The sequence below is a fragment of the Cytophagales bacterium genome, assembly GCA_033344775.1.
In the GTDB taxonomy this organism is placed as follows: Bacteria; Bacteroidota; Bacteroidia; order Cytophagales; family Cyclobacteriaceae; genus JAWPMT01.
In genome coordinates, this window is sequence record JAWPMT010000004.1 from 1,117,920 (window position 1) to 1,137,200 (window position 19,281).

The 19,281-nt window shown below is 43.0% G+C and carries 12 protein-coding genes; 1 reads left to right on the top strand and 11 read right to left on the bottom strand.

The window, feature by feature from the left end; genetic code table 11:
• Positions 1–20: 20 nt before the first annotated feature.
• From R8G66_13495 to R8G66_13535, 9 genes are all read right to left on the bottom strand, one after another.
• On the bottom strand, positions 21–2,588 hold the full coding sequence (locus tag R8G66_13495) for an ABC transporter permease (GenBank protein ID MDW3193381.1): 2,568 nt from the start codon (positions 2,586–2,588) through the stop codon (positions 21–23).
• Positions 2,581–5,133, bottom strand: coding sequence for an ABC transporter permease (locus R8G66_13500; protein MDW3193382.1), 2,553 nt, complete (start codon positions 5,131–5,133; stop codon positions 2,581–2,583). Before R8G66_13500 ends, R8G66_13495 begins: the two co-directional genes overlap by 8 nt.
• A complete protein-coding gene (locus R8G66_13505) occupies positions 5,126–7,777 on the bottom strand; it encodes an FtsX-like permease family protein (GenBank protein ID MDW3193383.1) in 2,652 nt (883 codons plus the stop codon). Before R8G66_13505 ends, R8G66_13500 begins: the two co-directional genes overlap by 8 nt.
• Entirely contained in the window at positions 7,770–10,337 is a 2,568-nt protein-coding gene (locus tag R8G66_13510) for an ABC transporter permease (protein MDW3193384.1), read from the bottom strand. The genes R8G66_13505 and R8G66_13510 overlap by 8 nt, the downstream gene beginning before the upstream one ends.
• Positions 10,330–12,942 (bottom strand): FtsX-like permease family protein, encoded by a 2,613-nt coding sequence (locus R8G66_13515; GenBank protein MDW3193385.1) that lies wholly within the window; start codon positions 12,940–12,942, stop codon positions 10,330–10,332. The genes R8G66_13510 and R8G66_13515 overlap by 8 nt, the downstream gene beginning before the upstream one ends.
• Entirely contained in the window at positions 12,935–13,453 is a 519-nt protein-coding gene (locus R8G66_13520; protein MDW3193386.1) for an endonuclease domain-containing protein, read from the bottom strand. The genes R8G66_13515 and R8G66_13520 overlap by 8 nt, the downstream gene beginning before the upstream one ends.
• A gap of 32 nt (positions 13,454–13,485) precedes the next feature.
• Complete coding sequence (locus tag R8G66_13525; protein MDW3193387.1) at positions 13,486–13,833, bottom strand: helix-turn-helix transcriptional regulator; 348 nt, start codon at positions 13,831–13,833, stop codon at positions 13,486–13,488.
• Between the two features lie 248 nt (positions 13,834–14,081).
• Positions 14,082–14,267, bottom strand: coding sequence for a hypothetical protein (locus R8G66_13530; protein MDW3193388.1), 186 nt, complete (start codon positions 14,265–14,267; stop codon positions 14,082–14,084).
• 88 nt (positions 14,268–14,355) lie between these two features.
• Complete coding sequence (locus tag R8G66_13535; protein ID MDW3193389.1) at positions 14,356–15,015, bottom strand: DUF2461 domain-containing protein; 660 nt, start codon at positions 15,013–15,015, stop codon at positions 14,356–14,358.
• A gap of 121 nt (positions 15,016–15,136) precedes the next feature.
• Here R8G66_13535 and R8G66_13540 point away from each other — a divergent pair, with 121 nt between their 5' ends.
• On the top strand, positions 15,137–16,150 hold the full coding sequence (locus tag R8G66_13540; protein MDW3193390.1) for a potassium channel family protein: 1,014 nt from the start codon (positions 15,137–15,139) through the stop codon (positions 16,148–16,150).
• A 63-nt stretch (positions 16,151–16,213) separates the two neighbouring features.
• Here R8G66_13540 and R8G66_13545 read toward each other — a convergent pair whose 3' ends face one another.
• On the bottom strand, positions 16,214–18,802 hold the full coding sequence (locus R8G66_13545) for an ABC transporter permease (protein ID MDW3193391.1): 2,589 nt from the start codon (positions 18,800–18,802) through the stop codon (positions 16,214–16,216).
• A complete protein-coding gene (locus R8G66_13550) occupies positions 18,803–19,141 on the bottom strand; it encodes a PadR family transcriptional regulator (GenBank protein ID MDW3193392.1) in 339 nt (112 codons plus the stop codon).
• Positions 19,142–19,281: the final 140 nt, after the last annotated feature.

Here is a 19,281-nt window from a genome sequence, read left to right on the forward strand (position 1 = left end):
AAGAGGATCAGCTGGATCAATTACTCATCTCTCAGCGACCTTACCGGATTGACACTTGCTGCTCTCATGGTCTGCGAACCAACGATGAGCCAGGTTAATATCATCGCCAATAGTCCTGAAAGTGCGAACGGCCACCAGGAGATATTGATACGATAGGCAAAGTTCTCCAACCAGTCATTCACAGAAAAATAAGCAATCGGAGCACCAACCAATAAGGCCAGCACGATGATCATGGTGAAGTCTTTGGTAAGCAGCACAATCAACTGCCAGGTATCACTACCCAATACTTTTCGAATCCCGATTTCCTTCATCCGGCGCTGACAAGCGTAAGTTGCAAGTCCAAACAATCCTAAAAGGCTGATCATCAGGGCAAGCATAGAACTATAGCTGGTAAGTTTTTGAAGCGTCATCTCCTGTTCATAGCTATTCGCAATTCGTCGGTCCAGGAAATTGTACTGGATCGGGAAGCCACTTAACTCTTCGTGTACATCAATCAAGTGATCCACGACTTCATTCAATTGATTTGGCTTTGCTTTCACAAACACATAAGTACCATTTGGCTTATTCATTAAGATCACCGGCTGAATCTTGTCGTGCAAAGTGGTCACGTGAAAATCTTTGACAACCCCTACAATTTCACCTTGACGATCCCAAAAGGAAAGGCGTTCACCAATTGGGTTTTCAAACCCCATGGCCTTCACGGCGGTTTCATTGATCAGAAATTCACGAGAGCCGTCGGACAGTTCCGTGTTGAAGTAACGACCACTAACAAGTTCCATTCCAGTCAAGGAAGCAAATCCTGCATCGACTTCCTGAATCCCAAAAAAGATCTGCTCTTCCGCGTCGAGCAATCTCCACCTGACATCACTGGTAAAACCAATTCCAGCGCCAACAAAATCGTGATTGGAACTGGCTACGCCAGCCACACCTGAATGCGCCAGTAACTTGGATTTGATCACCTCATATTTATCGAATGTACTTTGATCCAACTCCAAATACACAATCTGTTCCTTGTCAAAACCCAGTTCCTTGGAAGTGAAGTATTTCATTTGCTGAGATACTACAAATGCTGCTGAAACCAGTACAATGGAAATGGTAAACTGGAAACCCACTAAAGCTTTACGCAATATGGGCTGGAAGCCTTTCTTCGGCATCAGGTTTTTGAGCGCATTGAAGGGATTGAACGATGCCAGAAATACCGCCGGATAAATCCCTGAAAGTACTACCGTAAGTACAAACATGACTCCCAAAAAAAGGTAGATCATTGGGTCGCTAAAATCAATCGTGATTTGCTTGTAAACCAGGGCATTGAAGAACGGGATGGAAACCGAACACAGTACCAACGCAAGAAAAGAAGCCATGATCACCAGAATCGACGATTCTATGAGGAATTGCCAAATGAGGTTTGACTTGTTGGCACCAATGATTTTACGCAAGCCTATTTCCCTGGTTCTTCTTAGGGCTTTTGCTGTAGCCAGATTGATATAATTGAAACTTGCAATGAGAATGGAACACAAAGCCACCAAAGCAAACATGATCAAGGTATTGATCTTTCCACCACTTGGTGCTCCATTCTGGAAACTATCATACAGCCGTTGATCCTGAAAAGGTTGGGCCATGAGGGTGTACCAGGCATCGTTAGCAACAGCGATTTCATTGGCTTTGGCATGGAAAGCTTCCATGTTGGATCCCGGTGCCAGTTTTAAATAAGTAGCGAAGTAGGTATTTCCCCAGTTGTCGTAACCGTTCTGAAAACTCAGAATCACTTCCAATGGAATCATTGCATCAAATTGCATGGAAGAATGATAGGGAACATCTACGACTGCAGTGACCGTAAACGAAATCTCATGAACCCCTTCCTGCATGATGATGGTCTGCCCGATCGCTGACTTTCCTGGAAAATGGTTATCAGCTATGGCTTTAGAAATTACAACATTTTGGGGCTGATCGAGGCACGATGATGGATTACCCTCGATAACGGGAAATGAAAACAACTCGAAAAAGTTGGGATCGGCCGCAGCTACATTACTTTCTCTGGTTTCCTCATTCAACACCAAAGTAAAACGTTCCGGAAAGTTATAACGCGTCCGTTCCAGCACTTCAGGCAATTGCTCTTTAAACACATCACCTGTAGGGTAGGCAGAAGCTTCTTCCGTATGCATTTCCCCTTGCCATTCGAAATTCATCAATAACCGGTGCAGCTGGTCTCCACTCGCATGAAACCGATCGAATTTGAGCTCGTCCTGAATCCAGATCATGGTCATCAAAGCACACCATAAGCCAAAAGTGAGACCGATAACATTGATAGCCGTAAAGGCCTTTTCTCTTCGAAATGACCGAAAAGCCATTTTTACATTGTTTTTGAACATGCCGTAATAATTGAGTTGTTGATATCCTTCAAAAGACCGGATGATCCCAGGTCTGAATAACAATAGAACGTCTTTGGCCAATAGCCATTTTGCAAACTTTCGATGCTGATAATGCCGCTCAAATCGTTCCAGCAAATCACCTTCGATATCATCCACGATATCAGGATCACAATACAAGCGAAAAAGACGAAAAGGGAACTTCGGAGGTGTTTTACTCATCACTTAATTCGTTTACCGGATTGAGTGTCAAAGCCTTCCTCATCTGAATCGCCAAGACTCCAAAAACCAACAATGCAATTGCACCGACACTGCCCACAAAAAGGCCGGGCGTAAAATCAATGCGGTAACTGAATTCATTGAGCCACATTTTGGAAAAGTAGATTGATAAAGGCAGGCTGATTAGCATTGAAATCAGAAGTGTTTTCATATAACCTGAAAAAAGAAGGATGCCTAAATCCGGCAACGGAGCGCCTAGCACCGACCTTAAGGCAATTTCTTTTCTTTTTACCTGCATCAGGTAAGTACTCACCCCAAGGGTTCCGAACATCGCAATAGCCATTGCCAAACCTAAAAAGACATATAGGATCTTCCGTTGCTGAGTAGCTTCATCATGCATATGTCCAAATTGTTCGTCCAAAAAATGGTAAGTAAAGGGATATTTGGGCACATAGGTTTCCCAAATTTTCGCAATATGATCTACAACCTGCATCGCTGAAGCAGCGGACATTTTCACAACGAAAGATTCCTCTTGATTTGAACGTAGCATGATCATAGGCGCAATGGTCTTTTGAAGAGACTCGCTATGAAAATCATTGACTATCCCAATGACCTTCCACGGCTCAGCCTCCTCTTCCCCTGGTAAATCCAGCATCTTCATTGTACTTCCTATAAGGTTTTGTGAGGGCCAACCCAATTGTTTCGCTGCGGTTTCATTAAGTACCGCTGTACGGTTCGTGTTCGACTGCAGTGAAAGATTAAACATTCGACCTTCTATCAATCTTAGCTCCATTAATGAAGGAAAATTCGCACTACAATAAACAGTGGTCAGGCGTTTCTCGTAAGCAATTCCATTGATATTGATGCTAGATGTTTCCGCATTTGAATGCGGTAATGCACCAGTCGACATGGCAACTCCGATCACACCAGGTAGTGCTTTCACTCTTTCAAGGATAGTCGTCGCATTACGAAAAGAGTGTTTGTTATTAGAATTGAAGTAAAAGATCTGTTCAGGATTAAGCCCCAACTCTCGTTCCTGCATGAACACAAACTGTCTGGAAATCAACAGGCTCATTACCATGAGCACCATGACTACTACGAATTGAAAGCTTAATACGCCTTGCTGCAAAGCCTTGATCCTGATATTGCTAACCTTTCTTGCCATTGCCTGAGCGGCAGATGTGCCAGAAATAATCATGAATGAGTAAAGGGAATAGGGCAACGCCAATACTAGAGCAACCACAGGAATTAACAGCCAAAAGGTAAAATCCAGGGAGAGGGAATGGATATAGGGCTTCAACATGGTTTCTGCCAATATAAACCCGACCACAAAAGCAATTAGGATGGCGATTCCAATGGACAGATAAGTTTCTACCAATTGCTTCAATACTTCCAACCTGGTATTGGATCCGATGGCTTTTCTTACCCCCAGGGTTCTGATCTTTTTGAGAAAATCGCATAAAGCAAGGTTCAGGAAATTCGCCCCAGCCATCAGGAGAATCACCACAGCGATGAGGATCAGGCTCTCGATCAGGCTTTCGTTTCCATGTTTGGCGACATCCATCTCAAGGCCCTCTTCGAAATAGACGTTCTGCATTGGTTGCCAACTGATGGTTTGATTTCCCTGCAGGTATGGCAAACTTAAAGTCCTGGGTGAAGCCTCCGAAAACAGATAGTACGAAAAAGAATGTGCATCCTTTTCATTAAGTACCCTTGAAGTATACCCCATTGCAGTAATCGGCGCCACGAATTGCAGATCAAGGTGACTTTGATGCGGTAATGGAGCCAATACCCCTGCCACTTTCAACAGGCCCTTGTTATCAATTTCCAGTATTTCACCTATCGGATTGATCTTCCCAAAATACTTCATGGCCATTTCGTGGGAGATGACTACCGTATTTGGCAGCTGAAGAACGGATGCATCTCCGTATAAAAACGGATAGTCCAATAATTGAAAAAAGGAAGGATCCACATAAAAAAACTGACTTTCAAAAAAACTATGATGATCATAAGTCACCAATTCATCCTCCTGGAGTATTCTAACCAGATCATCTTCCTCAACCCTAAGAGAATTTATCAACCAGTCTCTGAATGGAGCAGATAATAATGGCGTACGGTAGGAAGCTTCAGCCGAGTTAGATGTTCGGACAGCCCTATACAATCGCTCTTTATTACTAAAGAATGAATCAGTTTGATATTCTTGCGCTACATATTGATGGATCAGGAAGGTGCTTGCCAACGCCAAACTCAGCCCGATGATATTGTACATCGAAAAGCTATTGGCTTGTTTGGTATTTCTCCATCCCACCTTGAGGAAAAATCCGAAAAAACTCCACAATCCTGCTTTTTGATGGCGTCTCCCTGACCCGATTATTCCAGGACGGAATAACAGTAAAACATCTCTTAACAAAAGCCAGGATGCCCCTTGTCGGTATTGGTAATGATGCTCGTAGCGCTCCAAAAGATCGCCTTCGATATCATCCACAATATCAGGATCACAATACCAGCGAAATAGGCGAAAAGGGAACTTCGGAGGCGTTTTACTCATCGCGCAATTGTTTAGCTGGATTGACTCGCATGGCACGAAGGATTTTCCCACTAATCAACAAGAGCGTCATGAGAGCAACACAGATCAATGGAAAGGAAAAGAGTTCCCATCCAATCGGGAGGCGATAAGCATAATTACTCAACCAGGTCCGGGCACCCCAGAAAATGATCGGGCCACCCAATAAGAACGCCAATCCTAGAATCTGGATGTACTCATTGGATAGCAACTGGAAAAGCTGTCGGGCATTGGCTCCCAGGACCTTTCTGATCCCTATCTCTTTCATCCTTTGCGACAATGTGAATGTGATAAGCGCAAGGATGCCCATTCCGGAAATGAGGATGGTGATCATTGAGAAGGTTCCGAAAACCTGACTGAATCTTGCCTCCTCTTCATATTGCAAATTGAATTCCTGATCCAGAAAGAATGAAATATAGGGCTCTCTATGATACAATTCCCGATAAGTATTTTCGATGAAGCTCAACGTCTCATGAACATGGTTCAGGTTGATCTTGATGGTCAGAAAAGCCGCATAATCATTCACGCAAAAAATGGTAGGATTCGTGAAATCATGCAGTGAATTCCAATTCACATCCTTTACGACTCCCCATATCCGAATAGTATCCATATCTTCCAATACGACACTGTGTTCCAACGCCTCGGCTGGGTTTTGTAGTCCCAGTGATTTAAGCGCTCTTTCGTTGATGATGACCGCATCCATATCACCCATGTACGCAGGAAAAGTACTACCAGCCACCAATTCAAAACCGAAAGTATCGATGAATTGCCGATCGACCATAATGGCATCCATACTTGTTTCTTCCGTCCTGGGGTCACCAAGTTTTCGAATACCTCCATTCCATACTTCACCTGTTGAGGGCACATTGCTGGTTGCACTAATCGCCTGAATATCGGACCTTTCCAGCAAGCGTTGTTTGAATTGATTTTGCTTACGGATCCTTACTTCATGCCCTTCTTCTACGACCGTTCTGGAGCCCTTCACCACGAATAATTTCTCCAATTCCATCCCCAACTGCTGATTTTGCATGAATTGAAGTTGATGAAAAACCAACCAGGTCCCGGCAATCAATAGCAAAGAAGTAAGGAGTTGAAAAATGATCAAACCCTTTTTGATCATGAGTCCATTTTTCCCCAACTGAATGGTATTTCGGCTGGAGGCAGATTTGACGCTGAGCAAGGCAGGATACATTCCAGTAGCCAGTGTGAGGCCGAAAACGGCGACCAATAAACCCTGCCAAAAGAAGCTACTATCGAGCAACGACCAGGACAGTTGAAGATTCAACAGATCATTGACATAAGGTATCAACACATAGGCAACTGAGAAGGCTAAACCAATAGCAAGCAGGATAAAGCAAAGTGCTTCAAAAAGAAATTGACCGAGTAATTGCCTTTTGTTCGCTCCCAAAGCCTTTCTTAATGCGACTTCCCCCGTTTTTTTGAAGGCTCGTGCAGAGGCCAGGTTAATGAAATTGATACTGGCTACTACCAATAAGACCAACGATATCACCGAAAAGAGCAGCAGATTTCTGGGGCTTCCTTTATAAAGCCCGCCATCTCCAGGGATATGTGGATCCAGATAAATGTCAGCAATAGGTTGGAAAGAACTTTCCTGAGTCAGTTCCATGCTTTCCAAGATGTGTCCAATCCGTTCTTCGACCAGTTGATCAATCAATGGGGTTATTTCTCCCGGTGATTTCCCTTCTTCCAATTCAAAATAAGTATAGAAGTTTTCCCACGCCCAGCCATCGTTTCGGACATAAAGACCAAAATTTGCCAGTAGATAGTCCACTGGTAGCAGGTAATCAAAGTCCAGGTGTGTTCCAGCAGGCAAATCATCTAGCAGACCTGTAATGATGAAGTTACCCGACATGGGTCCTGCTCCCATTCGAAGCTGCTTTCCAACTGGGTTCTCGTCACCAAAAAACTTTTGTGCGGTTTCCTGGGTAAGGACCATGCTATTAGGTTCCATCAGGGCTGTTTCTGCATCACCATGCGCCATCGGGTAATTGAGCATTTGCAGAAAATTCTTCTCTACATAATAAATTCCGTTTTCCTGGAATTTTCTTGAGTTGTCTAAATTGGAAATCACCGGGCTTTCATCCTCGAAAACGGGACGGACTCTGCTCATTTGTTTGATCCCTGAGATTTTTTCAATAACCTCGGGCCCCAGGCCATAGGTGGTGTTGGCATTGGTTACTAGTTCTCCATCTTTGAGGAAATTATAATTGATCCGGTATTTGTTATGGGCATTTAGGTGATAGCTGTCGAATTGTTCCTGATCGTAGACGTATAAACCGATCATTAGGCTAACACAAAATGCCAGGGAAAGCCCCAATAAATTGATGAAGGCGTAGCTTTTTTCTTTTTTGAAACTACGGATAGTAAGTAGTAAGAAATGACCGATCATGCCTATATTGGTCATTTGAGGAAAGAGGTTTAGTGGCCGAATGATCCCAGGACGGAAGAGCTTCAGCACATCAAGCGTGAAGAGTCTTCTTCCAGATTTGTTTTGCTTGTTCCTGTGTTCAAAACGCTCGACCAAATCTCCTTCAATGTCTTCTACCATCTCGGGATCGCAAAACCAGCGCAAGAATCGCAAAGGGAGTTTTGGCGGCTGCTTACTCATCTCGCAGGGCATTTAAAGGATTGGCACTGGCGGCACGCAAAGTATGAATACCTACTGTCAACCATGCAATCAGTATGGCCGTGATGGTAGCTAAAGCAAAAAACCACCAGGAAATTTCAATGCGTGCTGCAAAAGAATCAAGCCATTGAGCTCCAATAAAATAGCTGGTAGGCACGGCAATAAACATGGACCATAAAACAGGTCTGGTAAATCCGTAAGTCATGGAAAAAGTCAACTGTCGGACACTACAACCCAGTACTTTTCTGATACCGATCTCTTTGGTTTTGCGGGCTACGCTGAATACAGCTAAGCCGAATAGTCCAAGACATGAGATCAAGATCGCTAATCCAGTGAAAAGTGCAGACAGCTTGGATAGCCTGGTTTCGGAATCGTATTTGGCCTGATAGTCCTGATCCAAAAAGGTCGGATCAAATGGATGACTAGGGTTGTATTGATGGTAAAGCTCCTCGACACGATGTAGCGTTTCCACTGTAGACTTCCCATCAATTCTCGCCATGATAAAAGGAGCATAATCAGGTCGATAAAAGAACATGGCCGGCTCCTCAGATTTGTGCAGCGATTCCGTTGTGAAGTCTTTGATGACACCTATGATCTTCTTTTCGCCGGAGTAATGTTGGACGGTCTGACCAATGGGATCTTCCAGCCCCATGATCCGAATGGCAGTTTCATTGAAGATGATGCTGTTTTCGTCATTGAAAGATGCGTCAAACAAACGGCCCTCGTTGAGCTGAAGGTCTAGCACCGTTAATGAGTTCTCATCACCGGAGTTTTCCCAAAAACTGACCACCTGATCTTCTTCTTTACCTTCCCAGCCTATGCCAGCAGTCCTGTTTTGATAATCCAAAGAGAAACCAGTCAAAGCTGCCATCTCAATCCCCAACGTATTGTTCAACTCCCCAAGAAAAGCATCATAGTTCTGAAGTAAAGTACCATCTCTTTCAAAATAGATGACATTGTGACGATCATAGCCCAATTGCTTGTTCAACACATAGTTCATCTGCTCACCAACGATCAAGGTGCCGACAATCATGACAATGGATATCGTGAATTGAATCACGACCAATATCTTTCGACCTTGCATTGGCTCTCCACTACTTCCAAATTGTTGTTTCAGGGCGTTGATTGCTTTCACACCGGACAGATAGATCGCCGGATAAACTCCTGCCAAAATCCCCGTTATCAAAAGAAATGCAACCATGGAAACAATCAGGGGCCAATCCATGCTTAACGTCAATTCTTTTTGCGCCAATTGATTGAATGGCGTCAACAGCAAATAAATTATGCCATAGGCCAGTGTAGCCGCCATGGCACACAGCAGCAGTGACTCCATGAAGAATTGAAAAGCCAACACACTTCTCGAAGCTCCAAAAGATTTTTTTAATCCAATCTCTTTAGATTTCAATGCGGCATTGGCTGTGGTGAGGTTGATGAAATTAATCGCGGCAATCAGCAAAATAAATAGTCCTATTACACTTAGGACATACACGTAATCTATTCGTCCACCGGCTTGTACACCATTTTCATAACGCCCATACAAGTACCGATCAGCGTAACTTGTAAGAAAAAGTTCTGTCCTGGTTCCCGGAAGATTTTCTTGAATGATGGCATTTAATTTTTCCTCTATTTGAGCCAGCTGACTTGGATCATCCAGCTTTACAATGATTCGTCCATAGAAATTACCCCAACCTTTAAACGTGATAAATTCATCATGATAAAACTTCCAGGACATGACAAATTCGAATGGTTCGGAAGTATCATTGGATAGATCTTCCAAAATACCTGCAACCTGCACTTGCTTGGTTTGTCCCCATTGATGCCAGGTGAGCACCTCTCCCATTACATCTTCCTTATCAAAGAGCCGCTTGGCTAAGGCCCTGGTGATAAAAATACTCGAGGGATCTTCGAGGGCATGTCGATTCCCTTCTATCAACTCAAATGAAAAGACATTCAAAAAATCACGATCCGCAAACATACCATTGGCGCGAATTCCTTTCTTATCCGTACTTAAGGTGTATTCATGCACATCCGTCGTAGCAAGCGTATGGTTTACTTGCGGGATTTGCGCTTCAATTTCATCCGCGAGCATCCCGGAAACACCATGCCAAACATCAATGCTATTGTTCTCTACCTGCCGTGTGTAAACTTGAAACAGCCGATCAGAATCCGCATGAAATCGATCTTTTCCCAATTCATCTGACACCCATAGGCCGATAAACAGCACGCTTGTCAGGCTGATGGTTAATCCCAATAAATTGATCGCGAATGTGGTCTTGTACCGTTTAAAACCGCGTAAAGTGATGAGCAAGTTGTGCTTGAGTAACATGGTGTAATTGTTTTTTTGAGTTGACGAAAAAGAACGTATGATCCCTGGCCTGAACAAGCGTATTACATCTCGCACCAGGTACCAACTGGCATATTTCCTAACCTTATATTTTCGTTCAAAGCGTTCTACCAGATCACCTTCCAGGCTCTCCAGGATCTCAGGGTCGCAAAACCAGCGCAAAAATCGAATAGCGATATGTGCAAACGGACTATTCATATTTGATCGCTTCTGTGGGATTCATATGTGCCACTCGCAAAGCCTGAGAGCCAATGGTGATCATGGCAATTAGCAAAGAGATCAAACCTGCCAATCCAAACATCCACACCTTCAATTCGGTGTGATAGGCAAATTGTTGTAACCATCCGTGGGCAAGAAAATACCCTAATGGAAGTGCAATTAGCATAGCGATCAACACGAGATTGAAAAAACTCTTAGAAAGCAAAATCACTACTCCTGAGCTATTCAGACCGAAAATTATACGAATACCAATCTCTTTGTATTGATTTTGGATTGTGAAGATGACCAATCCCAATAATCCCAAACAGGAGATTATTACAGCCAGGCTTGAGAACAACCTTGATAAAGTTGCAACTCGTCTTTCTGAGGTGTAAAGGTTTTGATATTCCTGATCCAGAAACTGAAAATCAAAAGATGTTCCCGGATTGAACGACTGAAACAAATCCTCTATTTGGTTGATGGTGGCCAATTGGTTTTCTCCTTCCAATTTTACCACCAGTCGATATAGTGTGGAGTAATCAATCATCATGGCAACAGGTTTGATCGTTTCGTAGAGCGACTCCAAATGAAAGTCCTGCACCACTCCTACGATCTTATAATTCATGCCCCAAAGTTTAATCGATTGTCCCACTGGCTCTTTTAGTCCCATCACTTTAATGGCCGTCTCATTAAATATGATGTTTCGCTTTTCATTGTATTCGCTCGAAAAAGTTCGGCCATCAAGCAGGTTCAAATTCAGTGTTTCGGCCAATCTGAAGTCTCCTTGAAATTGAATAAAGTCTATATTGAATTCCGGATCTTTCCCCTCCCATGAAAAATCAGAGGTGGCACTATGAATCCCGCTGAGATTTCCAGCCATTCCAGACACTTCTACTACGCCAGGGATCTGACGTAACTCAGCGTAAAAAGCTGATTTTTGGTTAGCGATATTTTCCGTTGAAGAGAAATAGATCACTTGTTCTCCCTCATATCCAAGACTCTTAGACTGTATATAGCTTATCTGATGGTAGATAACCAAGGCAGTAGAAATAAGCAAAGTGGTGATCAAAAACTGAAAGACCACCAATCCCTTGCGTAACCAGATCTCTCCGTAAGAAGTACGCAATTTATTTTTCAAGATCGCAAGGGTATCGAGACCAGACAGGTAAAGTGCCGGATAGCCTCCCGCCAAAAAACCTATACCGAATACAATACCAAGCAGCTGCAGTACAAGAACAGGATCATAATTGATCACCAACTCTTTTTCGGTGAATAGGTTGAAGGATGGTAACAACAAATGGACCATCATTAAACTCACTGCAGTAGCAATAAAAACAATCAAAATGGATTCTACCAGAAACTGATTCGTCAAGGACCTTCTTCTGATACCGAGTGCCTTCTTGATCCCTATCTCCTTCATCCGTTTGGATGCCCTTGCCGTAGACAGGTTCATGAAATTGATACCAGCGATGATCAAAATCAATAAGCCGATGATTCCAAATGTCTGAACTTGCTTGATCCTCCCCGGCATTTGTTGGCCATCCTTAAATTTCCCATACAAATACAAGCTGGAATACTGTACAGGCAGGAGTTGCTTATCCGCAATCTTAGGTTGAGTCTCTGTAAATGCGCTGAGTTTTTTGCTTAAGGAGTTAACATCATTTTCCTGATGAAGCTTCACAAAAGTAGCAGGGGTATGGTTCCCCCAATTATTGACGTCCAATTGCATTTCTTTGGCCACCTCATACCAGGTATCAAAATCCAGGACAAAATCGAACTGACTGGTCGAACTGGCAGGAATGTCTTCAAAAACACCAGTTATCATGGCCTCTCCGTTGAAACTAGCGAGATTCCAGGTAATTGATTTGCCTAAGGCAGAACCGTATTCCTGATAAAGTTTCTCCGCCAATGATCTGGAAATTACAATCGTGTTAGGCTGTTTCAAGACATCATCAGCATGTCCTGCAAGGAGCTCATAAGAGAAAATATTGAAAAAGTCACTCTCCGAGAAATGGCCGCCTGCCTTGATTTTTTTATCATCGAGCGTGAGCGTAAAATCTCCTAAAAAATCACTGGATAGTTCACTTGGGATCATGGCTATCGCGTGATCGACTTCCTGGATTTCAGCCGCCAGTGACCGGGCCAGCAAGTGAGGAGTGTAGGTCATTGTTTGGATTGAATTACCATTCGGATCATTCATCATGACCTGGTAGATCAGCTCATCATCCTCAAATAGTTTATCGACTTGCCATTCATCGCTCACCCACAAGTAAATCAACATAGCACAGGTCAGGCCGCTGGCCAATCCGATCACATTGATCAGGAATGCCAGCTTTTGTCGGTGAAAATTGCGTAAGGCGAATTTGACGTGATATCTCATGATACCAGCATAATTGTGGTTTTGGGAGCTCATGATTGATCTGATGATGCCGGGTCTGAACAGGAAAACTACGTCCCGTACCAAACGCCAATTGGAAAATTTCTTTTGTGTGTAGTGTCGCTCATATCTTTCCTTCAAATCACCTTCAATGTCCTCCGCGATCTCAGGGTCGCAGAACCATCGCAACAATCGAAAGGGCCATTTTGGGATGCGGGGATTATTCATGGGACTCAGATTTACGCTCAAATCCAATCTTGTGCGCTAGGTTAATACTGCCCCCAACTCCCTGAAGGGGGGTGTTAGGGTCTGCTTGATAATCAATCCCCCCCTTTAGGGTCGGGGTTAAGGATTGATTTCGCACTATCAGATCTGCAGTAACTCGCTTGATAGTAGATAAAACCCCCTCTAATTCATTGCTGACTTCCCAATTCTTAAATCTGATCACAGTTAGACCAAGTGATTCCAATTGTAAAGTTCTTTGCTCATCGTATTCTTGTTGGTCTGGATCAATATGGGAAGCGCCATCAATTTCAATCACTAAACGAGCTTTATGACAATAGAAATCAGCCATGAAAAATTGGATCGGGTGCTGAGGCTTGAATCTTAAACCTTCCAGCTTATTTGCTCTTAACTCATTCCAAAGTATTTTTTCCTCTTTAGTCATATGTTTCCTAAGTGTCTTTGCTTTCTCAAAGACATCAGGATTGGCACCATAAAACATTTTTCTACTGTCCATCACTAAAGTACATCTTAGTTAATTCTTATCCATTAGGATGAAAACCACTCAACGAACTTCAATTCAAACTCAGGGATGGCATTCCAAAGTCCAAGGCGTTGTTCTTTGGTCTGCTTCAGAATTTCTTTCCCCGAATTGGTCAAGTGGAAATACCTTTTCCGCTTCCCTCCTCTTATTCCAGTTGCTTCACCTAATTCGGATTTTAAGTATCCTTTTTGCTCCAGGCGTTTGAGTACCTGCTGTAAGGCACCGATGCTTACCGAACGTTTGAGTCGCTTTTCCATTTCATCGATGATGCCAAATCCATATGCATCATTTCCCAGAATGGCGACGGTCAACATAACGATCTCTTCAAATTCACCGAGGTTGTGTTTTCCCATAATAACTACGTTTGATACCTTAAATGTAGTAATAATAAAATTACATACCTGATTTGTAGTAATAATGTTACAAAAAAGATGTTCTTTCTCTCTAGAACCTCTCTAATCAAGGATTTTACAGCATCTCTTGATCTTGTTGCACTCGCAACAGTATAACTGCTCAACCTACCAATGATCAATGAGTGCTGTCCATAAAGGAAATGAAAATCCCTCTTTTACTGGATCATGAAGAAGAGAAGCACCTTACCCTAATTACGACTAGCTGACTGTTGTCTTTTAGTCAATAATCCCATGACCATCAATCCAATTCCAGCTCCCATTAAAAAACCTTCCATCACGTCTCCAAACTGTACATAGAAGGCGAGAATCTTGATGAAAGCAACAAACAATAAGCCGAGGACGATGAGTAAATTGGATTTCTGTTTTGTGTTCATTTTACCGTATGTGTTTTGTGACGTTAACTCGATAATTAAGTACGCTATTTTAAAGAAGAATGTTTGATCGAAGGCAGTTGAAAACGAACTATATCAGCAAGCCCTTTAAATACCGGTTCAAGGGATAAACTGCGTTATAATATTCCATAAGCACCGACGACAAGACATCTGAATTTAAATAATCCGCCATGGGAATTTCAGTCATCACATAAAATTGTTTATTCGCAATGAAAGGTGCTTTTTCCAACATCGCTTTACAATCAGGTGCAAGTCGCTTTGCATGCTCTCCTTTCAATTCCCCAAACCGATCCTTGAAGTCCGTAGCATTTAAAATATCGGCGAGCACCTCGTGCTCGGATGTAATGGAAGACCTGATCTTTTTCAGCTGATCTTTATCTATTCCAAACATTCCTCCTCCAATATGAATGGTAGCTGAACTTATCCCCAAATAGTACCCTGGAAGCTCCGAGCGCTTTCCTCCCGGAGAAATACCTGCTTTCATCAGCGTGCTATAGGGTGTTTTATCTTTTGAAAACCGAATATCCCGATTGATACGAAACACAGCTGCTTTTGGGTCAGTTGAAATCTCCTGATCAAAAGCCTGAATTTTATCAATAATTTGCTTCAATAATGCCAAAAACGGAGCTTTTACATCTTTCTCATATCGGGACTTATTGGCCTGGAACCAATCCCTCGTGTTATTTAATTCTAGTTCTGCAAAAAAGGAGGAGTAGGCTTTTGTGATCATCTTGACGAACTTTTAAATAAATGTCGAATGAGTTTAACAATATTGGACAAAGCCTTGAAGATATTTTCATAACCTGGAGATAAATCTCATGGATTGACCCTTAATTCTTATCTTTCCTCCAATGAATAAACGACTCGATAGTTTCGTTACAGCACTAGGATTATTCGCGGGGAGCATCGTGATTGGAATCATATGGTTCTTGTTTGTAGAGAACATGGATTTCGTAGATGCTACCTACATGACGATCATTACCATCAGTACAGTTGGATTTACTGAGGTAAAAGAGTTGAGCCACGCCGGCAGGATATTTACATCCATCTATATCCTGATGAATCTGGGGATATTTGCTTATGTGGTTTCCGTGTTTTCCACCTATTTTTTTGAGGGGAAACTTCGATCGATATTCAAGGATTATGTATCAGTCAAAGAAATTAATAAGATGAACCAGCATGTGATTGTTTGTGGATTTGGACGGAATGGCAAACAAGCCTGTGCCGAGCTAAAAAAGAGTGGCAAGGACTTCATCATCATTGAATTGAATGCTGAAATTCATGAAATGATCCCGGAAGACATGAAGTCTTTACTGGGAGATGCTACTAAGGATGATAAACTGAAGGAAATCGGCATTGAAAAGGCTTCTTCCATCATCATCACGACTCCTTCCGATGCGTCCAATGTCTTCATTACCTTGACTGCCCGACATCTGAACCCAAACCTATCCATCATTTCCAGAGCGTCCAATCCAGAAACGGAGAGTAAATTGTACAAAGCCGGGGCGGATAAAGTGATCATGCCCGATGTACTCGGAGGCATGTTCATGGCACAACTCATCACCAAACCCATTGTGATCGAGTTTCTGGACCTGCTCAATGGTGTCTCTGAGACCAAGTATTATTTGGAGGAAGTAAGCTTCCAAAACCTAAAGCCCGCCTACCGGGACAAAACTCTTGCCGAATTGGATATTGATCGTAAAGTTGGGGTGACAGTAGTTGGAGTCAAAGACGATTTGAAAGGCCTTATCCCAAGTCCGGGTAAAGATACCTTCATTGGTGAAGATGACCACCTGATCATTTTGGGATCGGACAACAAACTTGATCGGTTCTTTCAAGAATACACTTCAATCAGTCGACGCTAGGGTAAAGCTATACCTCAGCGCCATCAAAAAAATGACGCTAAGGTGTTTATACTATTCCTTTTCTCACTCCACCCGAAGACCATTCACCGGATTGGATCTCATCACCCTTCGTACCTGAAAGAAGACCACAAAAGCCAGTACGAAAACCAATACTGCCGTAGCCAGTGTAATCCCTTTGAAATTCATTGGAACGTGGTAGGTCCAAATGACGCCAAGTGCCGAATCAACGAAGAAGTAGCTGAGCGGTACGGCGATTGCCAAGGCTACAATAAATAAGATCGTATACGGGTTTAAGATCGTCTGAGTAACGTTCAACGCCTCAGCTCCCAGTACTTTCCTGATGCTGAATTCCCGGATCCTGCCGCCTACATTGAGGGTAACCAAACCATATAAACCCAACGATACCAACAACACACAAATGATGGCGATTTGATGGAAAAACCCTTGTGCACCATCAATCTGCGACCAGTAAGTATTACCCCAAACGTCTCTTTGATGTCCACCTTGATAAGGAATGTCCGGAAAAGCTATTGCCCACTGTTCTTTCATGGCCTCCTGGAGCTCTTCGTGATTTTCATGATCACTTCGAATGCTCAGGTAACCATAGTTCTCCGCAGGCATCAGTTTCAGGATAGTTGGCTCAATGTCAGCTTCGAAATAATAGGAGTGGAAGTCTTTTACAACGCCGATGATGCGATACTTCTCTCCATCCATCAGGACAGATGTACCCAGTGGGTTTTCCAGGCCAATGCTTGACACAAAGGTGGCATTAACTACCATTGACTTTAGATCAGCTGTTTCATTTTCGAAAGCACGACCCTCCTGCATCTTAAACCCTATGGTTTCAAAATACTGATCATCTACCTCATACAAGTTCACACTCAGAGGGGCTTCATTCACTTCCACGCTGGTTTCGTGATGTTGCCTTCCCAAATGATGCGCCGAACCCGAAATAGCACTAACTCCAGCTACTTCTGACAACCCATTTTTCACGGATTCAAATTGACGAGCATCAGGGATGGGCATATAACTCACGTACTTATGGTCAAATCCCCAACTTCTGCTTTTCACGTAGGTGGCATTCTCCACGGTCATGGTAGAAAAAGCAATGGCATTTGCTGCAAGGATCAGCTGAATGGCCAGAAATACTTTCGTGAATATGTTTCGCTTACCAAAACTCGTATTCGACCTGAAAATGGCTGAAACCTGATACCTGGACACATAGAAAGCGGGATAAATACCAGACAACAAGGCAATGACAAACAGGATGGCCACGAGGAATGCGATGGTGCCCCAATCGAAAATCGACAGGCCCAATTCTTCTCCAATGGCCTTTTCAAAATCAGGTACGACATATCCGGCAGCTAATAAATAGCCGAGAACGATCGTGATAGAGGCAACGAAGATGTTTTCTATCAGAAATTGGGAAATGATCATTTTTTTGCCAGCACCAAGGCTCTTTCTGATTCCGATCTCCTTCAGCCGTTTTGTGGCTGTAAAAATGGCGATGTTGGTGTAATTCAGGCAAGACAGAATGAGCAAGAAGAGAGCAATAGTCCCTAGAATCATATAGGGTCCATCAATCAGGTAATCATCGGAAAATCGATCCTTAATCTCTTTGCGATAAGCATTTTTAATGGGTTCTAATTGAAAAGCCGAAATGGTTCTGTTCCTATCGATTTCATTATAAGTTTCGAGATAAGGTTCCATTCGATGGGCGATCGCTGCTGGATCGGCATTCGGATTAAGCTTGACAAGCATTCCATCCAGTAGTTGTTCCCAATTTCCTGACCGATATTCAGGCTGGGCCTGCTGAAGGTTGTCAAAATGGATCAGGAAATTAAAATCCATGGTACTACCATCCTGGGGTTCGGAAGCCACTCCACCCACTTTAAAGGTTCGTTTATCTGTAGCAGAGAAAATCAATTCGATCTCCACGCCAACAGGATTGTTTTCTGCAAAATATTTCTTGGAAACCTGCTCACTGATAATGACACTTTTCACATCGGATAATGCCTCCTTAGACCCCCATTTCAAGGGGAACGTGAGCATGTTCAGAAAGGAAGGGTCACCGTACCAGATCTGTTCATAAAATACGTTATCCCGATGCTTAACAACGATGTTGTCTGACTTGATCCGGCAAACGTCTTCGATTTCAGGAAAGTTCTGATCGAGAACGGCTCCAAGGGGTAGCGGAGGATTGCCATATAGCAGCCTTTCGCCCTCTTTATCTGAAAAATAGGTAACCAGATGGACTTGCTCTTTCTGGTCATGGAATTGGTCCATTTTGTCGATGAACTGATAATACGCATAGGCACGAATCCCATAAGATACAGCGATAGTAAGCCCCAACAAGTTGACCACTGTGTTCAGTGGATTCTTTCGGAGATTGCGAAATGCAATTGTTAAGTAGTTTTTGACCATTGAAATTGAGTTTTGACTTGACCAGTAAGATTGAAAAAAACGAATGTTTGATCTTCTGAAGAACCGAAGAATGTCCAATGCATACCTGGCTTGTGCAGTCCGCTTTCCCTGGATCTCCATACGCTCGAAATACAGCTCACGCATATCACCGGTGATCTCTTCGACCAACTCAGGCTTACAAAACCAGTTGAGAAACCGGTCCATCCATTTAGGTGGCAGGTTTTGCATTTACGATAGCTTGAGGTTGAAATTGGGCACCTTACTGTACAACTGGAGTTTCATCTGCATCAGCTCTTCAAGTGTTTTTCTACCGAAATCGGTGACTTCAAAATAGCGCTTACGTCTGCCACCCCGAACTTGAGTGGCACCGCCCATTTTTGATTGGACCATGCCTTTTTTCTCAAGCCGTTTGAGTCCTTCATGAACTGCACTGATATTCGAGGAACGACCAGCTTCCTTCTCAATGTATTTCATTACTGCGACGCCATACGCTTCATCCAAAAGTGAAGCCACTGCGACCAAAATGAGTTCTTCAAATTCTCCGAGAAAATCTCCTTTCGTCTTCATTTTATTTGTTATGCAAACGTGAAATTAATATATATGTTTCATATATGCATAATAAATGGATTCATCATAAACTGAGAGGAATAAAAAAGGCCACTTGATTCAAGTAGCCTTCAGGATATCGTGACGCTTTACAAGCCGAT